This window comes from Paenibacillus sp. YSY-4.3, from assembly GCF_054767475.1.
Map to the genome: position 1 here is coordinate 183,118 of NZ_BAABMC010000009.1, position 19,547 is coordinate 202,664.

18 protein-coding genes and 1 riboswitch are annotated in these 19,547 nt (G+C 54.4%); of the genes, 1 reads left to right on the forward strand and 17 read right to left on the reverse strand.

Annotated features, from left to right (window positions below; all coding sequences use genetic code 11):
- Nucleotides 1–4 precede the first annotated feature (4 nt).
- The 17 genes from upp to ACYUJT_RS22445 form a co-directional block, all read right to left on the reverse strand.
- Complete coding sequence (gene upp / locus ACYUJT_RS22365; protein ID WP_110930996.1) at nucleotides 5–634, reverse strand: uracil phosphoribosyltransferase; 630 nt, start codon at nucleotides 632–634, stop codon at nucleotides 5–7.
- Nucleotides 635–917: 283 nt separating this feature from the next.
- On the reverse strand, nucleotides 918–2,168 hold the full coding sequence (locus tag ACYUJT_RS22370) for a serine hydroxymethyltransferase (RefSeq protein ID WP_460326497.1): 1,251 nt from the start codon (nucleotides 2,166–2,168) through the stop codon (nucleotides 918–920).
- Nucleotides 2,169–2,223: 55 nt separating this feature from the next.
- Nucleotides 2,224–2,811 carry a TIGR01440 family protein gene (locus ACYUJT_RS22375; RefSeq protein WP_460326500.1) on the reverse strand — a complete coding sequence of 196 codons (588 nt, stop codon included), beginning with the start codon at nucleotides 2,809–2,811 and terminating at the stop codon, nucleotides 2,224–2,226.
- Between the two features lie 129 nt (nucleotides 2,812–2,940).
- Nucleotides 2,941–3,023: riboswitch (ZMP/ZTP riboswitch) on the reverse strand.
- 64 nt (nucleotides 3,024–3,087) lie between these two features.
- Nucleotides 3,088–3,672, reverse strand: coding sequence for an arsenate reductase/protein-tyrosine-phosphatase family protein (locus tag ACYUJT_RS22380; protein ID WP_460326503.1), 585 nt, complete (start codon nucleotides 3,670–3,672; stop codon nucleotides 3,088–3,090).
- 49 nt (nucleotides 3,673–3,721) lie between these two features.
- Complete coding sequence (locus ACYUJT_RS22385) at nucleotides 3,722–4,282, reverse strand: manganese efflux pump MntP (RefSeq protein WP_460326505.1); 561 nt, start codon at nucleotides 4,280–4,282, stop codon at nucleotides 3,722–3,724.
- 104 nt (nucleotides 4,283–4,386) lie between these two features.
- Nucleotides 4,387–5,241, reverse strand: coding sequence for a DUF72 domain-containing protein (locus ACYUJT_RS22390; protein ID WP_460326507.1), 855 nt, complete (start codon nucleotides 5,239–5,241; stop codon nucleotides 4,387–4,389).
- Nucleotides 5,242–5,271: 30 nt separating this feature from the next.
- Entirely contained in the window at nucleotides 5,272–6,495 is a 1,224-nt protein-coding gene (locus ACYUJT_RS22395) for an L-threonylcarbamoyladenylate synthase (protein ID WP_460326509.1), read from the reverse strand.
- 153 nt (nucleotides 6,496–6,648) lie between these two features.
- Nucleotides 6,649–7,386, reverse strand: coding sequence for a stage II sporulation protein R (gene spoIIR, locus ACYUJT_RS22400; protein WP_460326512.1), 738 nt, complete (start codon nucleotides 7,384–7,386; stop codon nucleotides 6,649–6,651).
- Between the two features lie 260 nt (nucleotides 7,387–7,646).
- Nucleotides 7,647–8,834, reverse strand: coding sequence for an FtsW/RodA/SpoVE family cell cycle protein (locus ACYUJT_RS22405; protein WP_460326514.1), 1,188 nt, complete (start codon nucleotides 8,832–8,834; stop codon nucleotides 7,647–7,649).
- A 383-nt stretch (nucleotides 8,835–9,217) separates the two neighbouring features.
- The gene (prmC, locus tag ACYUJT_RS22410; protein ID WP_460326516.1) at nucleotides 9,218–10,117 is read right to left on the reverse strand and encodes a peptide chain release factor N(5)-glutamine methyltransferase; all 900 of its coding nucleotides are present in this window, start codon (nucleotides 10,115–10,117) and stop codon (nucleotides 9,218–9,220) included.
- 4 nt (nucleotides 10,118–10,121) lie between these two features.
- On the reverse strand, nucleotides 10,122–11,189 hold the full coding sequence (gene prfA, locus ACYUJT_RS22415; RefSeq protein WP_460326519.1) for a peptide chain release factor 1: 1,068 nt from the start codon (nucleotides 11,187–11,189) through the stop codon (nucleotides 10,122–10,124).
- Nucleotides 11,190–11,490: 301 nt separating this feature from the next.
- Entirely contained in the window at nucleotides 11,491–12,303 is an 813-nt protein-coding gene (locus tag ACYUJT_RS22420) for a Cof-type HAD-IIB family hydrolase (protein ID WP_460326521.1), read from the reverse strand.
- Nucleotides 12,300–13,424 carry an ABC transporter ATP-binding protein gene (locus ACYUJT_RS22425; RefSeq protein ID WP_460326523.1) on the reverse strand — a complete coding sequence of 375 codons (1,125 nt, stop codon included), beginning with the start codon at nucleotides 13,422–13,424 and terminating at the stop codon, nucleotides 12,300–12,302. The genes ACYUJT_RS22420 and ACYUJT_RS22425 overlap by 4 nt, the downstream gene beginning before the upstream one ends.
- The gene (locus ACYUJT_RS22430; protein WP_460326525.1) at nucleotides 13,421–15,175 is read right to left on the reverse strand and encodes an ABC transporter permease; all 1,755 of its coding nucleotides are present in this window, start codon (nucleotides 15,173–15,175) and stop codon (nucleotides 13,421–13,423) included. Before ACYUJT_RS22430 ends, ACYUJT_RS22425 begins: the two co-directional genes overlap by 4 nt.
- A 20-nt stretch (nucleotides 15,176–15,195) precedes the next feature.
- A complete protein-coding gene (locus tag ACYUJT_RS22435; protein WP_460326527.1) occupies nucleotides 15,196–16,296 on the reverse strand; it encodes an ABC transporter substrate-binding protein in 1,101 nt (366 codons plus the stop codon).
- A gap of 20 nt (nucleotides 16,297–16,316) precedes the next feature.
- Nucleotides 16,317–17,309, reverse strand: coding sequence for a Cof-type HAD-IIB family hydrolase (locus ACYUJT_RS22440; RefSeq protein ID WP_460326544.1), 993 nt, complete (start codon nucleotides 17,307–17,309; stop codon nucleotides 16,317–16,319).
- Nucleotides 17,310–17,355: 46 nt separating this feature from the next.
- Nucleotides 17,356–18,090, reverse strand: coding sequence for an MBL fold metallo-hydrolase (locus ACYUJT_RS22445; RefSeq protein ID WP_460326529.1), 735 nt, complete (start codon nucleotides 18,088–18,090; stop codon nucleotides 17,356–17,358).
- 249 nt (nucleotides 18,091–18,339) lie between these two features.
- Here ACYUJT_RS22445 and ACYUJT_RS22450 point away from each other — a divergent pair, with 249 nt between their 5' ends.
- Nucleotides 18,340–19,278: a sugar-binding transcriptional regulator gene (locus ACYUJT_RS22450; RefSeq protein ID WP_460326531.1), complete on the forward strand. Its 939-nt coding sequence runs from the start codon at nucleotides 18,340–18,342 to the stop codon at nucleotides 19,276–19,278.
- Nucleotides 19,279–19,547: the final 269 nt, after the last annotated feature.

Below are 19,547 nucleotides of genomic sequence, written 5' to 3' on the forward strand. Positions count from 1 at the left end.
TACGTTATTTTGTACCATAGAGCCGATCGCCTGCATCTCCCAAACCCGGAACGATGTAACCATGCTCATCCAGTCGCTCATCCAGCGCGGCAACGTAAATGTCTACGTCCGGGTGAGCTTCCTGAACGGCTTGTACACCTTCAGGCGCAGCAATCAGGTTCATCATTTTAATTTGCGTGCAGCCGCGCTTCTTCAGCACATCGATCGCCGCGATCGCCGATCCTCCTGTAGCCAGCATCGGATCGATGACAATAAGCTCGCGCTCCTGAACGTCCGTTGGCAGCTTCACATAATATTCCACAGGCTGAAGCGTCTGCGGATCGCGGAACAGTCCCACATGGCCTACCTTGGCTGCAGGGAGCAGCTTCAGCACGCCATCGAGCATCCCAAGGCCTGCGCGAAGAATCGGAATCAATCCGAGCATCCGGCCAGAGATAACCTTCGCCTCAGCTTCACAGACTGGGGTCTGCACTTTAATGGATTCCAACGGAACTTCTCTCGTAATTTCATAGGCCATCAGCGTAGCCACTTCATCCACCAATTCACGAAAGTCCTTCGTGTTCGTTTGCATGTCTCGAATAAAAGTCAGTTTGTGTTGAATCAAAGGGTGATCACATACCACCAATTTTCCCATATTTGTCCCTCCGGTTTATAGCTGAATCTTCTTAGGATGACGATCCTTTACATCAAATGATGCACAAATCCTGTTTATTATATCACTGTCTTTTTCCGATTGCTACGAACTGTATCAACATGACTTCCGCCTTGCTTCGAATGGCCTACATAAAGATCCTATAACGACTTATTCCCTATGTAGATAGCCCCCATGTTTCTAGAAAAAAAGGGCGCCCCTCACCTTAAGGTTTCGGGACGCCCATTGTCATTCTAGTATCAGCTTACGGCTTCTTCAGCCCAAATTATTCGTAACGCAGTTCAGGATACAGCGGGAATTGATCCGTTAGCGCACTAACCTGCTTACGGGCTTGATCCAAGACAGATTCATCCTTGGAATTTTTAAGAACGTTAGCAATAATTTGTCCGATCGTTTTCATCGCCGCTTCATCCATGCCACGGGAAGTAGCTGCAGGCGTACCAATCCGAATGCCGCTAGTAACGAACGGGCTGGTCGGATCGAAAGGAATGGCGTTTTTATTCACGGTAATGCCGATGGAATCAAGCAAATGTTCCGCGTCCTTGCCCGTGATATTCAGGCTGCGGGTATCGATCAGCATCAGATGGTTGTCCGTACCGCCGGACACCAGGTTGAGGCCTTCGCCAACAAGTGTTTCAGCCAATACTTTCGCGTTTTTGACGACGTTCTCTGCATAAGTCTTGAACGATGGCTGTAGAGCCTCTCCCAAGGCAACCGCTTTGGAAGCAATCACATGCATAAGCGGTCCGCCTTGCGTACCCGGGAATACCGCTTTATCGATCGCTGCTGCCCATGGCTTGCGGCAAAGAATCATGCCGCCGCGCGGACCACGAAGCGTCTTGTGCGTCGTTGTTGTAACGAAATGCGCATGAGGAACTGGATTTGGATGCAGGCCAGCAGCAACCAGACCCGCGATATGGGCCATATCTACCATAAAGAGCGCGCCTACATCATTGGCGATGGAAGCCATTTTTTCAAAATCAATAATACGCGGATAAGCGCTGGCTCCAGCTACAATCAGGCGAGGGCGGTGTTTGAAAGCCGCTTTGCGCACTTCATCATAGTCGATAAGGAAAGTATCTTCCTGTACGCCGTAAGCTACAAAGTTATACATCAGACCGGAGGCATTAACCGGGCTTCCGTGCGTCAAGTGACCGCCATGGGCCAGGTTCATGCCAAGAACTGTATCACCAGGCTTTAGTGCAGCCAGATATACAGCAAGGTTCGCTTGAGCGCCGGAGTGCGGCTGAACATTGGCATGCTCTGCTCCGAACAATTCCTTAGCACGGTCACGGGCGATATCCTCTACGATATCCACGTGTTCACAGCCGCCGTAAAAACGCTTGCCCGGGTATCCCTCCGCATATTTGTTCGTCAACACTGAACCCATCGCTTCGATCACCGCTTCGCTGACAATGTTCTCGGAAGCAATCAGCTCGATGTTGTTCCGTTGGCGCTTAAGCTCCAGATTCATCGCTTCCAGTACTGCAGGGTCTTGTTTTTTCAAATGATCCATTGTCCAAAATCCTCCTTATATTAAAAAATGATAAACTGTGAAGACACTTCAAACATCAATCGCACAGATGCGAATCCTGCACCTCTGGCAGCTTGTAGACCGCTCGTTCCCCGCCGATCAGTTTCGGCCGCGTCCAGGCTGCGGTCACCCTAGCCTGCCCGATATACCGCCGCGCAGGGCGATAAGGAACAGCCACATGCTTCAGATGCATGCCGATCAGCGTCTCGCCGACATCTAGGCCAGCATGAGCCTGAATGCTCTCCGCCAGGCAAGGCTGTTTCAGCTGGCGATATGCCGCAGCTGCCATCGAGCCCCCCGCCTTCGGGACAGGCACTGCCGCAACTTCGGTTAAACCCAGCCGCTCCAGCATAGACCGCTCCATAACCAGCGCCCGGTTCAAATGCTCGCAGCATTGGAAGGCTAGCTCAAAGCCATGCTTGCTCTGCACATCGGCAAATCCGGCATACAATTCTGCGGCTATATTCTCTGCGCCAGCCGTACCGATCCGCTGGCCCGCCACCTCGCTTGTGCTAGCTCCGATGACGATCAGATGCCCGGAACCGAGGGAAGCTGCTGAGACCAGTTCTTCCAACACCTCGGCCGCTTGCTCGCGAAGCGATTGCTCCGTTAGTTCTCTATCCATTATCGTATCCACCCTTCATAGACAAGCTTGCCTATATTATACCTAATAACAACGAGGGATAGTGACGGCGGCGGGTGCATTGAATTGTCTGAAATGACGAAAAAGAGCATGACGCAGCAGATGCGTCGTGCTCTTTGCCCAGGCGACCGGCCGTATATTCCGATGCTCCATTGTGGTTTGATCCACTATCGTCGCCAGTTACATCGGATCCATTTCCATTCCACTTAAGAATAGTACATGCGCGTCACAATTGCAACCCGCTTTTTTGCCTTTTCATTAACGAAAACGCTCTCTCTCGAGCTTCGTAATGAGCTTCTCCAAGGCGGCGCTGATCTCTTGGGCCGTAAGGTCATAATCCTGACGGCTGCCTCCGAACGGATCGGAAATGTCATATCGCGGCATCCGCTGCAGCAGTTCGCGAATCCGCTGCTCCTTGGCCTGTTCCAAAGCTTGTCCCAGTGCGCGGCTCAGCTCGAGATCAGCGATCAGCCGGCTCAGCTCGGCCTGCTCAGCCAGAACAACCTCATCTTCCTCTACATATTCCTTCAACGTATAAATTTTATCCGCCTTCTCGGGGAAAGCAGCTATCGCCTGCTGCTTATGCCCCCCAGTCAGCGTAAGTATGATATCTGCCCATTCGATCAATTGAGCATGAAGCGGGGTGGACGTGATCTGGTCATAAATGCCCAAATCCTTCAGCACGCCCTCGGCATGCCGGGAAATCGGCAGCCCCGCCACAGCAGCAACGCCCGCCGAAGCAACCTCCGCATCTATCCCCCGCTCCCGCGCCAGCTTGCGGAATATTCCTTCCGCCATCGGGCTGCGGCAAGTATTGCCGGTGCATACAAACAATATTCGCAAGCCTGTTCACCTCCAGCTTATATCCGGTTGTATCTTATGTGACATTGTATCAAAAGATGAAAATTAGTCCAAACGCAAGCAATATGGCGCCGCCCGCCGCTTCCCCGTATTCCCCCAACCGGTCACCTACGCCCCGGCCAAGCAGCAAGCCCAGGATCGACATAATTCCGCCGAATACAGCGAAAGCAATGACCGTCAGCAGCAGGTCGCTATGGAACATGCCCAGGGATACGCCTACAGAGAACGAATCCACGCTTACACTCAGGGAAAACAGCAATATTCCAAAAAAAGAACGGTAATCCACAATCCGCTCATTGCCGCCAAAAAGAGAGCTCCATATCATATGCCCCCCAAGAAGCACAAGCAGACTGCCGGATACGTACTTCGACAAGCCTCCCAGCAGTTCCCCTGCGTATTGCCCGGCTACGATGCCCAGCAGCGGCATCAAGAAGTGAAACAAAGCAACCAGAAAGCTGATCCGGAACATTTCCATGCTCCTTACACCGCGCATGCCTATTCCGATTCCCAGGGAAAAGGCGTCCATTCCCAAAGCCGCGGCCATCAAAGCAATCGTTAACAGTTCACCCAGCCGCTCGTATACTATAGCCATAACGCCACACTCCCATGTCCGAGGTTGTTTTAGTACAACCATATGCGAACCTGGGATGGTTCATGACAAGCTTTTGACCGGTACGCTGCAACTTATCCCTCCGGTTACTCGCCGAACAAATCAAGCTGGGAAGGCGGCAGCTCCGCTGGCTCCATCCCGAGGATCTCCATCATCTCCCGGGCGTTCGAAGCCGCATCTCCACCGGAATTATTATTAAAAATCATGCATATTTCCTTTGCGCCCCTCGACTCCAGCTCGCGAAGCTTGTCTCGCCATTCCGTCAATTCCTCCCGATTATAGCGATATAAATAGCGGATCTCCCGCCAATTGGGCGCACCGCTTTGCGTCCAGCCGGCGGCATTTCTGCCGTGCAGCCGGACGATCGTCAACCGTTCGTCCGTCGGCTCAAGCACTGTCGGTACCGAGCCCTGGCCCACCTGAGGCTCGTCGCACACGATATGAATCCAGCCTTCCTCGCGCATAAAGTCCAGCGTCCGCTCACGCATGCCTGGAGCAAACCAGCTCTGATGCCTGAACTCCAAAGCCAGCGGAAGACGCCCCATCCATTTCCTTACCGCCCGTAGCTGCCGGACATGGTCGGGATTGCAGTCGAACCAGGGCGGAAACTGGAACATGACCGCGCGAAGGCGGCCAGACTCTACGACAGGAGCGATCGAATCCAAATAAGCCTGGAACATGGCTCCCGGCCCCTCAAACGGGACCTTTCCCCGGGTGTGCCCGGTCATTCCTTGATATGCCTTGAGAATAAAACTGAACGAAGGCGGTGTCATCTCCAGCCAGCGGGAGTACGTATCCCTGCCCAAAACGGCGTAGAACGAGCTGTCGACTTCCACGACAGGAAAATGACGGGCATATAGTCCCAGCTTCTGCCTTGATGGCGTTCCGGGAGAATATAAGTCGTCATGATCCCCCCATCCGGTAAGCCCGATGGATATCATACGGCAGCACCGCCTTTCTACAGTAAGCCTTTATACATCTATTACGTCATGTCCCGCCGCTTTAAGCAGGCGGTTCATGACGGCGGCGCCGAGGCCGTCCTCGGGACAAGCCTCGGCCAGCATGTAAGTGACGCCGCGCTCATCGAAGCGGCGGAGCGCGCCGTAGAGACGATGCGCAGCCGTCTCTAGCGCGTTAACGCTGCCGAGCGAGAGCACGCAGTCGGCGCGAAAGTAAGGGAGGTGCTCATCGAATGCGAGCACTCCCGTCACTTCCCCGCGCCGCGCGGCCGCCTCGAGCTCGGCGGCGATCCGGGCCGCCACAGCTTCGGGGGCGGCCCCGCGCACGATGCGCAGCGTTCCGCGCGGCGCATAGTGCGTGTACTTCATTCCCGGCGACTTCGGTGCCGGGATGTCCTGGATCCCGTCCGCCTTCTGCAGGGCCGGGTCCAGGCTCACGCCGCCCGGCGCGATGCGGGCGAGCTGCTCGGCCGTGATCCCGCCAGGGCGGAGCACGGTGACCGTGCCGTCTGGGCCGGCCTCCACCACCGTCGACTCCACGCCCACCCCCGTGGGCCCACCGTCGACGATGCCGTCGATCGCCCCGGCCAAATCCTCGCCCACATGCTGTGCCAGCGTAGGGCTCGGCCGCCCCGACCGGTTGGCGCTGGGCGCCGCCACCGGACACCCCGCTGCGGCAATCAGCCGCAGCGCCACATCGTGGGCCGGCATGCGCACGGCCACGGTGGACAGTCCCGCCGTCACGCGCGGCGAGACGGCGCCGGGGGCCGCCGGCAGCACCAGCGTCAGCGGCCCCGGCCAATAAGCCTCCATGAGCGCGCGCGCCGTCTCGTTCACCTCCGTGACGAGACCGTCCAGTTGCTTCATGTCGGCGATATGCACGATCAGCGGATTGTCGGATGGCCGCCCTTTGGCGGCAAAGATCGACTCCACCGCCGCCGTGCTCCGGGCGTCTGCGCCGAGGCCGTACACTGTCTCGGTCGGAAAGGCGACCGTTCCTCCCGACGCCAGCACCGCCGCCGCCTCTACAATTGCCTTATCGCTGCCCGCTCCTTTGACATCCCACCAGCGCGTCCGATCCCCTTCCGCTGCTTTCGTACCTTGCTGCCCAATCCCCTGCCCCTGATCCCGCTCTCCGGACCACTCAGCTCGCTTTGCCTGCTTGGCAACTTCGCCCCGCGGCTCCGCTATTTCAATTTCCTTTATCGGTTGTTTGACCTCATCGTAGTCGTTCATATCGTATCCACTCTAACTTTCATCTATAGTCGTTAATAATTATACCCTAACATGGACAACGCAAAAAGCTTGTCCCGCCCCGCAACCCTATCTGCCCGGTTACACGCTTGGCTCGACAAGCCCTCCACATTTTTTGAAACATTTGAAAATCGCTTATTTAAACAAACCGACAATCCAGTCCCACAGTCCCGACAGCATATCCCACAGAAAAAAACGAACCTCTGCTTTCTCCTGCTGTACCTGTACATGCGCCTGTACTGCCCCACCGCTGTCGACGGAACCTTGAGCACCGGCTGAATCCGATGTGCCTACAACTGCCTTATTTCCAGCCGCGGCGGCATTTTGAATGTCAGCATCAACCTCGCCCCCGCTCTTCGCCAGCGCTTCACCACTGCCAGCATCTACGAAGCATAGCGGCGGAAACAGCACGCACCACCAATTCTTGCCCTCGCCTTTTCCCAAGGTCACGCGCAGTGCCTCGTAATCACCCGCCGGGTAAACAGCTCCGCCGTACATTTTCGTTGGAAAAGGGACGACCCCAAGCTCCACTGTATAAGCATAGGTTTTGCCGCTTTTTTCAAGCGTGCGCTTTACCGTATCTTCAACTAAATCCAGGTTACTTTGAATGATTCGCCGAGCATCCGCAAGGCTGACGGGAGCTTCTAGCTGCTGAACCCATCCATTCATCTGCTCGACGATCGCATCGCGAACCTGCCGTTTCACCACCTGGTCGCCCGGCCGATCTGAGTTGGCCAGAATCCGCAGCCGGATCGATTCATCCGGTATGGAGCCGCCAAGAGCGGCGGCATCGCTTTTTTGTCCTTCCCACGACATAAATAAGATCATTAAACTGCAAATAATAAGTGCAATACTACGGAATTGCTGTCTCATCGCCGCTTCCCCCTCTACGAAACTACTGATGTCTATCAGTATGTCCGTTTAAGAGAAACGTAAACCTATCATTTGCCACTATGGAGCTTTAATTCTATCAATCCAGTCTATCAATCGGGTCTATCGATATGTCTTATCGTAGTCTGTCGATCCAGCCTACGAATTAACCGAGACTAACAAGCCTATCTATCCCCGCCACCACCACGTGTTTGACCACCGTCAAAAGGCGCCTGGCACCATGCGCCTCGTGCGGCGGCGATTTACTGCTGCGATCTCATCGAAGCGTACCGCGAAGCGGTCAAGGGCTGGTCCTCTTCCGCCTCCTTGCCGTGAATCATAATGCTCATCGCTACCCCAATGCTGGCCATATTGATCATTAATGACGTTCCCCCATAACTGATAAAGGGCAAGGTAATTCCCGTCAGCGGCATCAGGCCGATGAACATCCCGATATTCTCGAAAATCTGGTACAGCAGCATCGCCACGATGCCGACGATGAGCAGCGGCCCAGAGCGATCCCGGCAATCCAGCGATATCAGGATCAGCCTATGAATCAAGACAAAATATAGCAGCAGCAAAACGGAGCAGCCAATAAAACCAAATTCCTCGGCAATGACGACAAAGATCGAATCGGAATACGTTAGAGGCACTAGCTCAGCCTGGACGTTGCCGCCCTGCATGAACCCTTCTCCCGTCATTCCGCCGGTAGCAATGGCCAGCTTGGCATTTTTCGTATGATAGATCGCCTTGTCCGTGGCCATTTCCGGCATCAGCCAAGGATCGATCCGTTCGATCCAGTGTTCCCGGCCGATATTTTCGAAGAAAGCATAGACATGATCATAATATATTTTGTAGGCACTGATTCCTCCGATGAGCGAGCCGCCAAAAATCGCCAAGGCAATCAGTGCATGCGTATACTTAATATTTCCGATCCAGAGCATCCCCGCCAAAATTACAATATAGCTCAGCGCATTCCCTAAGTCATTCTGAGCCATCACCGCGGCAAACGGAATGAAGGTAAATAAGCAAATCGGCACGACATCCCGCCAGAAGAGCAATCCCGCTTTCCGCTTGCGTACGAGCAGAAACCCCAGGAAAATAACGAGGATCAGCTTAAAAAACTCCGCCGGTTGAAAGCTGATTCCGCCAGGCAGCGTCATCCAGCCTGTCGCGTTATGATACGTGTTCCCAATGAACATGACCACGACCAGCAGACATAATCCGAACAAATAAATATATATCGCATTCTTGATCAGTAGCCGGAAATCAAGAAATGACACAAGAAAGAACACGCTAAAACCCAAAATGTAATATTTCAGCATTTGAAGATGATACCCGCTGTACTTCGTGCCTGAGGTTGCGCTGTAAAGGACCGCGATACTGATCCCCATGAGGATAAGCAAAATAAATACGATCGTGAAGTCAATTTTTTTAAGCTTGTTAAGCATTTGCCGTCCTCCTGCTCCAAACGATGAATGTGCAATAACCGCTACTTCATTTATTGTAAGTAAAAGTCAGGTTAAAGTCTATCTGACAGCCTCAGAAAAGATTCCCCGAAAATAACCTTTGTCTGCTGACAGCCCCGTTCGAATAGGTTCAGCCTTCAGCATGCTGCTAGAAAAAAATCCCCGGACAGAGCGCGGGTTTACTCCGCCGCCTCGTCCAGGGAAGCCGTTGCTGCGATACTCACCATTGTTACGATGCTGACCAGTGTCACGCACTCGGTGTCACGATGTTCACCAGTGTCACAAAACTCAGCGTCGCCACGATGCTCATCCTTATCATTCCCGGCGTAGATCTGTGAGCCGCCAGATCAACTGCAGCATAGTCACTACGAATCAGCGAACCGCAAGCCCAGTACATGCCGGTCAATTCCGGCCAAATCCGGAACGGTCACGATTTCCTGCCAATACCCGGCGGCGCGCAGCATGTCAGCTACGTCGCCGGCCTGCCCCATGCCCAGCTCGAAGCCGATCAGACGGGGAGGCTGTGGAAGCAGCGCAAGCTGCGCCATCATCTCGCGGTATGGCGCCAGACCGTCCGGGCCTCCGTCGAGCGCGGTGCGCGGCTCATAGTCGCGCACCTCTGGCTGGAGGCCCGCGATCACATCCGCCGGAATGTACGGCGGATTGGACACCACGATGTCCAGCGGCTCGCCCGCAAACGGCTCAAGCAGGTTCCCCTGCTTGAACGCCACGTCCAGGCCGAGCCGCCGGACATTGCCCTGCGCCACCGCCAGCGCGTCCGGCGAGATATCGCTCGCCGCCACGCGCCAGTTCGGGCGCAGGTGCTTCAAGGCAGCGGCAATCGCGCCGCTGCCTGTGCCGATGTCGGCGGCGTACAGCGCGCCGCCGGCCTGCAAGCGATCGGCTTGCTGCACGATCGCCTCCACGAGCAGCTCCGTCTCTGGGCGGGGAATCAGCACTGACGGCGTGACCTGAAAGGTCAAGCCATAGAATTCCTGCTCCCCGATAATGTACTGCGCTGGCTCGCCCGCCGCTTTGCGGCGGATCACTTCCTCCCACGCTTCCTTCATCTCGCGCGGGAACGGATCACGCAGCGCCGCCAAATAAGCGGCGCCCTCCAGGCCGAGCACATGCCGGATCAGCAGCTCGGCATTGGAATCCGGCTCCTGCACGCCCGCCGCCGTTAAAAAAGAAGAAGCCTCTCTACGGGCTTCCGAAATATTGTGCTTGTCAGATAGGGTATAACTTACGCCGTCTCTGTTCAAAGCGTTATTCTCCTTTATCCATCATTTCAGCTTGCTCTGCCAAAGTCAGCGCAGATACAAACTCTTCGATATCCCCGTTCATCACATAGTCCAGCTTATGAACGGTCAAGCCGATCCGGTGGTCAGTTACCCGGCTCTGCGGGTAATTGTAAGTCCGAATCCGCTCACTGCGGTCTCCCGTACCTACTTTACTTTTCCGCTCGCCAGCGTACTTCGCCTCTTCCTCTTGGCGCATCATGTCGGAAATCCGGGCCCGCAGCACCTGCAGCGCCTTCTCCTTATTGGAGTTCTGCGATTTGCCGTCCTGGCATGTCGCCACGATCCCCGTCGGGATATGCGTTACCCGCACCGCCGACTTCGTCGTGTTAACGGACTGTCCGCCAGCACCGCTGGAGCAGAACGTATCGACGCGGATATCCTTGTCGAGAATCTCAATGTCCACTTCCTCAGCCTCCGGCATAACCGCTACCGTTGAGGTGGAAGTATGAATCCGTCCGCCTGACTCCGTCGCCGGGATACGCTGCACGCGATGCGCGCCGCTCTCGTATTTCATTTTGCTGTAAGCGCCGCGGCCGTTAATCATGAAAATAATTTCCTTGAAGCCCCCGAGATCGCTCTCGTTGACGTCCATAACATCCACTTTCCAGCCTTGATTATCGGCAAAACGCGTATACATGCGGTACAAGTCGGCAGCAAACAAAGCCGCTTCATCCCCTCCGGCCGCGCCGCGGATTTCCACGATAACGTTCTTGTCATCGTTCGGGTCTTTAGGTAAAAGGAGAATGCGAATATGCTCCTCCAGCTCCTGCTGGCGGGAGGACAGCTCCTCGATTTCCATCTTGACCATTTCGCGCATTTCATCGTCCAGCTTCTCGGCCTGCATGGCTTTCGCCGCCTCAAGCTCTTCGATGACTTTCTTATATTCGGTATAAGCCTCATAAGCAGGCTGCAAATCCGATTGTTCCTTGGAATAATCCCTTAGTTTCTTCGTGTCATTCGCTACATCCGGATCGCAGAGCAATTCGCTCAGCTTCTCGTAGCGGTCAGCCAAAGATTGAAGTCGATCTAACAAGGGAAGCCACCTCTCTTTACATGGAAGTTTCCTGAAAATAGCCGTCCCTCAACGTTCAACACATCAAGAGCAAACGACTGTTTATTATACCACAACTTCCAGCTTCTGAACAGACCCTCCCATCGCCCACGTTTCCCAGCTCCGCCACTTCTTTACATTATAAATCCAGCCCTTGCATTTACCAAAATCCCTCCGCCGCATCGCTAACCACTGACCAGCAGTTATTCAGCAATGGTCCAGCCGCCGCCGATCATCCACGAATCGCGCTCGCCCGGTCGAAACCAGCCCGCGCTTACGTTATTCACGACAGCAGCCCCACCATTTGCAGCCCGCGAGCGATTCCATGCCGGTCTACATCCGCCGTCACATATTTTGCAGCTTGCTTAACGCAGTCCGGCGCATTCCCCATCGCAATGCCGTGTCCCACATACTGCAGCATCTCTAAATCGTTCAGATTGTCGCCGAACGCGTAGGCTTCCTGCGGCTCGAAGCCCAGCCTGCGAATGAGTTGGGCGATGCCGCTCGCTTTCGAGCCTCCGCCCGGGAGCACGTCCAGTGAGAAGGGATGCCAGCGCACAAAGCTGAGCCCCGAAAACTTTTCCCGGTACTGCCGATCCTCCGGCTCCTTGCAGAATAGCATCGTCTGATAGATGGAACGCCCTCGGAAGTATTCGGGGTCGCATGGAGGATGAGCATATTCCAGCGAGGCAATACATTCTTCGACATAGGGGTGATGCGTCATGCTGCTCCGCATTGAGTCTGCATTTAAGTACACCAACGCATGTCCGTTTACCGCAGCGAACTGTGACAATTCATCCAGATCTTCTTTCCGGAACGGATTCGTATAGATGCGCTCCCCCCTCATTACGACATACTGGCCGTTAAAGCCGACGTAGGAATCAATCCCCAGTTCTTCGGCTACTCGCTGCAGCATAAATGGGGAGCGGCCTGTCGCCAGCGCAACCTCGTGGCCAAGGCCCTGCAAGGCCTGAATGGCTTCCTTCGCTGAACCGGGCAGCTGCTTGTGATGATCCAACAAAGTGCCGTCAATATCGAAGAACACGATTGCCCGGCGGCCTGCCACTGGTGCATTCAGGGCCGTCACTTTACTCACCACCCTGACGTAGCCTGAAGCACAGCTGCATCAGAAGCTGAACTCAAGCCTGTGCTAGAAGAAGCATCCAAAGAAGCGTTCGACGCTACGCCGGGAATATGCAGCGCAACCTGGTCATGGAGCTTAAAGGCAGCCGGAGAGATCACTTCCCATTGCTGACCTGCTGCGCGGACATCATAATTGAACTCTTTCCCTTGAAACTGGACATTCACAATTTCCCCATACAGCCCGCCGGCGCGGGCCGGCTCGAGCCGGAATTGATCGGGCCGCACCGGGTACAGTCCCTGCGACTTGAAGCAGTCCGCGACCGCATCCCCAGGCCAAAACGTCGAAGGGTCCGCGCCGAGCGGCATAAAGCGGTTGCCGCTCCAGCTTCCCTGTATTAAATTCGCCTTGGATACGAAACGGGCAACAAATTCAGTCTGCGGGCGCAAATAAATTTCCTGCGGCGTGCCAACCTGCTCGATTCGCCCATCCTTCATGACGACGATCCGGTCGGCCATGGACAAGGCTTCTCCCTGGTCATGCGTCACATAAACGATCGCGGAGCCCGTCTCGCGATGCACGGACTGGATTTCCCGCCGCATGTCCATCCGCAGCATCGCGTCCAGACTGCTTAGCGGTTCGTCCATCAACAGCAGCGTCGGCTGGGGAGCGATTGCTCGGGCAATGGCGACCCGCTGCTTCTGGCCGCCGGACAGCTCGTGCGGCATCCGCTTAGCAAGCTGCTCGAGCCCCACAAGCCGGAGCACCTCGTTAATCCGCTCGTCCTCCCGCTCGCGGATCGCCCGCGGCGTCTCCTTATGCGTCCGAATCGGAAACCGGACATGCTCATAAATATTCATATGCGGCCAGAGGGCAAAATTCTGGAACACCATACCGATTCGTCTTTTTTCCGGGGGAAGACTGGATCGGGCGGAAGCTACGACGCTGCCACCTATGTTAATCTCCCCGGAGGTCGGCTGTTCAAAGCCCGCGAGCATGCGCAGCAGAGTAGTTTTGCCGCAGCCCGAGGGACCTAGGATCGCTACGAATTCACCATCCGCAATGTTTAAGTCGATGGATTGCAGAGCCTGAAAGCTCCCGAATGTCTTACTCACCTGTTTTAATTGAATGGTCATGATTGCACCCCTTTTCGGAAAGTAAATTTCTGAAGAAGTCCCAGCAATCCCGCGCCCGCGAAAATCAGGAATACGATGAGGCTGGATAGAGCCGTGGAATAAAGGGTGTTCCCGGCCTGTTCAAACCCGAAAATCGTCACTCCGATGGTCTGGGAACCAGAAGAGTAGAGCAGCGCCGAGACCGTTAATTCGGTCAGCGCCGTCAGAAAGACGAGCAGCGCTCCGCTAAGCAGCCCTGGCAGCAGCATCGGCAGCAGGATTTTCCGCCAGCGCCGCCAGGCTCCGGCCCCCGAAATACGTGCCGCTTCTTCCATGGAGGCGTCGACCTGCGCAAACGCGGTCACCCCCGCCCGAATTTGCAAAATGAGGAACCGGCAGACATAAGCGATAAATAAAATCGTTGTCGTCCCGTAAATGCCCGGATTCCAGCCCGGGATCGGCTCCATCCATACAAGAATCATGGACAAGGCAAAGACGATGCCCGGTAGCGTATAAGGGACAGAGATCGCCAGCTCCGCCAGACGATTGATTTTTGAAGGTCTGCGCACCCGGAAATAGGCAAACAAGGTGCCAATGATCAGGCAGACGATCAAGGTTGTGACGGAGAGCAGCAGGCTGTTCAGAATCGACTTCCAGGTGGACGGATTATCCAGCAGAATGTAGCGGTAATTACTTAGGGTCAAGTTGCTGAACCCCTTGCCTCCATAGGATTTTTTAAGTGAAAGGGTAATCATTGAAAACAACGGGATGATCGTGATGAACATAAGACCGCCCCATAGAATCGGATTGACCCAATAGCGGTGCTTGCCGAGCGAACAGCGCGGCTCCTCATCGGCCCGCAGGGAATCCGCCTGTTTGCTTTTGCGAACGGACAGCCACTGCAGCAGCGTGCCTACTACTGCGATCAAGCCGAGGATGACGGACAAGGAAGCCCCCCGCCCAAAAGCGGACGGTCCGAAGCCTATGATCTCCTCATAAATAAGCGTGCTTAGTACGCTGATGTTGACTGGCGTCCCGAGAAAGGCGGGGATTCCGAAGTTATCCAGGGAGGCGAGGAAGACGAGCAGCCCGCCTGCGGTGACGCCTGGCAATGCCAGAGGCATGGTGATCCGGGCAAAGGATTTCCATTTTCCGGCACCGCCTGTGCTCGCGGCCCATTCTAGATCCCGGGGGATTTTTCTCAGCACGTTGACCGTAAATAAATACACGAGCGGAAAATGATGAATGCCCATGACAAATATGATGCCGCCCACGCTATACATGCTCCAAGGCTTGGCCCCCGGACTGAACCACTGCAGCAGAACAGCCATCCATCCCTGCGGGCTCATAAAAGACGACCAGGATAGAGTTAGGACATAGGAGGGCAGCACGAAGCAAAGCAGCATCAGGAGATGCAGCAACTTTTTGTGCGCTAAATCGGTGTAGGCCATCAGCCAGGCCGCAGTCATGCCCAGTAAGACGGACAGCAAGGTTGAACCGGTAACGATCACGAAGGTATGCCTCATCGTTCTCCAGAATCGTTCCTGCTGCAGCAACTCCGCATAATAATTAAGAGAAAAACCCTGCTCTCCTTGTACACTAAGCAGCACAAGCTTGACGATCGGCAAAACGAAGAAGAAGAATGTCGCAATGATCCCCACAGCAGTGGCCATATTCCGGCCCGTTGAGGTAACGCCGGGAAGAGAAAAGGGGAAACCCCTCTTCTCCCTACTTGCCCTCAGCTCTGCACCGGGAGTATTGATATCCGTCATAAGCTGCATGCCACCTTTTTTTAGTTACCGAATAGTTCCGTAAATTTCTTCTTATCCGCTTCGCGCTCCTGGGTCAGCGTGTTTAGGTCACCGGAGAGAATCTTAATATCGGCGATCCCCTTTAAGCCCTCCGGTGGTGCGACGCCTTCGCGAATCGGTGTATATCCAATCTCCACAGACAGCTTCTGGCCTTCCTCAGACAGGACGAAATCGACAAAAGCTTGCGCTGCTTCCTGATTATCCGTGCCCTTCATAATTGCAATCGGCTCCGTAATGATCGGTACTCCCTCAGACGGATAGCTCAAATCGATCGGGGAGCCCTTCGCTTTCTCGCGGACGACCATATAGTCAACGACCATACCGTAGGATTTCTCCCCGCTGGCAACCGCTTTTAGTACGGCACCATTCCCTTTAATAACCGACATGTTGTTGTCCTTCAGCACCTGGAGGTAACCCCAGCCAAAGCCTTCTGTCCGCGAAAATACGCCTATGTTATAGGCCGCGGCACCAGAATAGAGCGGACTCGGCATGATCGCGGCATCCTTGCTGTCCGCGGAAGCGAGCGTCTGCCAGGATGTCGGCAGATTAGGCACCTTATCGGTATTGGCCGCCAGAATCGTGGCAATTACCTTCGTTCCGGTGTACATGCCATCCGGGTCTACGAGTTCATCGGCGATATGCTCCGCCTCCGGCGACTTGTAAGACAACAGTAAATCCTCCTGCTTCAACCCTTCAAAGGTAACGGCATCCGCTAGCAGCAAGACGTCAGCCTGCACGCTGCCCGCCTGCTTCTCCGCCTGGATTTTGGCGGTAACCTCCTCCGTTCCCGAACGGAAGGTCTCCACTTTAACGTCTGGATATTTCTTGTTGAACGCTTGGACCAGCTGCGCGGCATCCTCTTCCGGCTGGGATGTGTAAAATGCGAGCTGTCCCGCTATCTCTGCAGGCGCTGATCCAGCAGACTGGGACAGCTCTGATCCTGCTGCAGGGCTGCCTGTGTTCCCGTTAGCGGCCGGCTTGGCCGGCATACCACAGGCGCTGAACATCATCATCGCTGCCGCCATGACGGCGATGACCGAAGTCTTTTTAAACGTAAATAATCTCTCTTGGTTTATGTACATCGTAGGTTTCTCCCCTTATCCTAAAGTAGAAATTTGTGAATGACTCTCGCTACTCCGTCTTCCTCATTGCTGCTTGTGACTGCCTTGGCCAGCTGCTTGATATGCGGCTCCGCATTGCCCATGGCAACGCCGAGTCCGGCCCAGGCCAGCATGTCGACATCATTATCGTAATCGCCAACCGCCGCTACTTCTGAACGTTCGATATAAAGCTCACGGCAGAGCAACTCCAATGCTGAGCGCTTGCTTACCCCGTAAGCATTCACATCGAATCGATGCCGGCCGGTCCGGGTTAGCGTAAATGCCGGCTTGGCCTGCGGAGTCGCCAACGGAGTCGCCCGCTGTGCTTGCTCTAGCTGCGGCGATTCCTGCGGTTTCGAGCTGACCTGAGGCCCGCCCCCCAGTAGCCTCATCCATTCCTGGACCAGTTCCGGGACTGGGCCGATGATCGTCGCTTTATAAATCGGCGGGGTCGGCAGGAAAGAACCGGACACGAACCGCTGCAAATCACCGACCGCCACCACTTCGATCATGCCCAACTGCTCTGCGTAATTTTGTTCATTTAGCTCCTTGCCCGGGGAAACGACGACATTCGCCAGCGGCCAGCGGGCATTCATCTCGTTCAATTCGCGAACATAGAGCTTGTTATAGCCGTATAGTTGGATGTAAGCGCCATGCTCGTCCGCAAACCGGATCAACTCCCGTACATGCTCCGGGGGCAGCGGAGTCCCTGCTTTCAGTTCGCCTGTCGCTTCATCCAATATCACAGCTCCATTAAACGCGATTAAAGGCGCGTTCATTTCCGCTGCCCTGGCATGCAGCCAGACCGAAGCCGGAAAGCGGCCAGAGGCGATAGCAACTCGTCCTCCTCTTCGCATATATACTCTGATCGCCTCATGAACGTCTGGCGTTATGATCTTGTCAGAATTAAGCAGCGTACCGTCCATATCCAACGCCAGCAACCGGTATATCCCCTGCACCCGGGCTATTCCCGGGTCTTGCTTATTCGATGCCATCTGCAATGTTTGATCCCTCCTTTCTAGTTTGAATATGCCAGGCCCTTTATACGCTATATAGGACCGAGGTATCCGGAAGCTCAACGGGGCCGCTAAAAATCTCGCTGGCCGATTGGCGCATGAACTCCAAATCGCCGTCCCCCGGCAAATGAACCAGCACCAGCCGCTTGACATTGGCCTGATCGGCGATCATTCCCGCCTGGCTTGCGTCCATATGGCCTGCCCCGGTCGTATGTACGCTTCCTTCGCAAATCGTCGCCTCACAGAGAAAAATATCTGCTCCTCTCGCGAGCTCCACCAGGGCATCGCAGTAGGAGGTGTCGCCCGAGTAGACCAGCACCTTGTCCCGATAAGTGACCTTTACCGCATAGCATGGAACCGTATGAGACACAGAAACAAACTCGATATCCGCCCCGGCAAGCCGGATTACGCGGTTCGGATCGATCCGCCGAATCTCTGAATGATCTCCATGCAGCGTGTTTAAGATGTTGGCAGGTTCATCCGGTGCGAACAGAACCAGCTTCTTCTTCATTCTGCCATTGCGAATCGCGTTTACCGCCGCATACTGCAGTATGCCGATATCCGCCATATGATCATAATGAAGGTGGGACAAAATAACCCCATCCAGCCTGTCCACGCTCGTATGCTGCACCAGGCGGCTCATTACCCCGCTTCCGCAGTCAAGCAAAATCTGGCCTTCTCCCGTGTCGATCAAATACCCTGCCGTTGCCCCGCCAGCCGAAGGATAACCTCCCCAGTAGCCTAAAATTTTGATATCCATTGCATCCACTCACCTCAAGCTCTTCTTATGCGGAAATCACTTATGTATTATTTCGTTCCAATCTTTACATTTGTTCCGACACAATACAATTGTAAAACGGCATTGTTTTTGTTACGTTAAATCTATATCATCCGATTGTTAAATTTGCTGCAGGCAATTCCGCCTCGCTTTTTTGCACTAAATAATCGTGTATACTATGTGGTGTCCTGCATTTGAGAAAGATTTTTCAAAGATAAGGTGGCTTTGCACGTGAACGACAACATCAAACTGATGACGAAAATTTGCAAACTCTACTATTATGAATCCTGGACCCAGGAGAAAATTGCCGAGAAATTCGGCATATCGCGCCCGATCATCTCCAAGATGATTCAAAAAGCCCGGGAGATCGGCGTCGTGGAAATCATCGTGCATGATGACCCGCAGCAAACAACCGAGCTGGAAAAGGAGTTGGAAATGGCTTACCAGCTGCAGCAAGTGCTCGTTGTACCTACGCGGGATTTAAACAAGGAGCTCGTTACCAGCGCGGTAGGCAAAGCAGCCGCTCAATTCGTCCAGAAGCTGATCAAGAACGGAGACCGGATCGGGGTCTCTTGGGGAAATTCGTTATACCATATGGTCAGGGAGTTCCCTCTCGATAAGAAGGATGACGTCAAAATTATTCCGCTGATCGGGGGAACGGGCAACGAACGGACCGAGGTACACTCTAACCAAATCGCCTACGAGTTGTCTAAGAGGCTTGGCGGGAAATGCGAATCGCTGTACGCGCCGTCGATTGTCGAGACGGAAGAACTGCACGAACAAATCGTCAAGCTGCCGAATATAGCGTCCGTCCTCCAAGAAGGAGAGCAAATAGACTTGGCGATCGTGGGGATCGGCAACCCCTACTCCATGTCCACCATGGAACGGTACGGCTATTTAAACGAAACTGTGCTGCGCGAACTGAAGGACCTGGATACCGTAGCCGACATCAACTCAAGATTCATTAACCAGAACGGGGAAATCGTCGATCATCCGATCAACAATAGGGTCATCGGCATCGGGCTGGAGCAATTGAAGCAGGTCGATAACGTAGTAGGCCTAGCCTTCGGACTGCACAAGATCGAAAGTATCAAAGCCGCTTTAACCGGCGGCTATATCAAGATGCTTGTCACGGATGAGGCCACTGCCTACAAAATCATAGGAGATTAAGCGCATCTACTTCACACATTTTGGTTGAAGCACTTGAGGCACTTGAGGCACTTGAGGCACTTGAGGCTTTTGAGGCTTTTGGTTGAACCTGTCGCTAACGGACATGAGATCCGCTATTACTCGATATCGGGCGAATTCTATTGGCTAACGGACTCTGGTTCCGCTATTGGGTGCAAAACATCGTGTTTTCCCTAGAAACTTGTACAATAAGGGCTGCTGGGTCCGTAAGCTTTAGTTTTTTCAAGCTTTTGGCAAAATAACGAATCTAG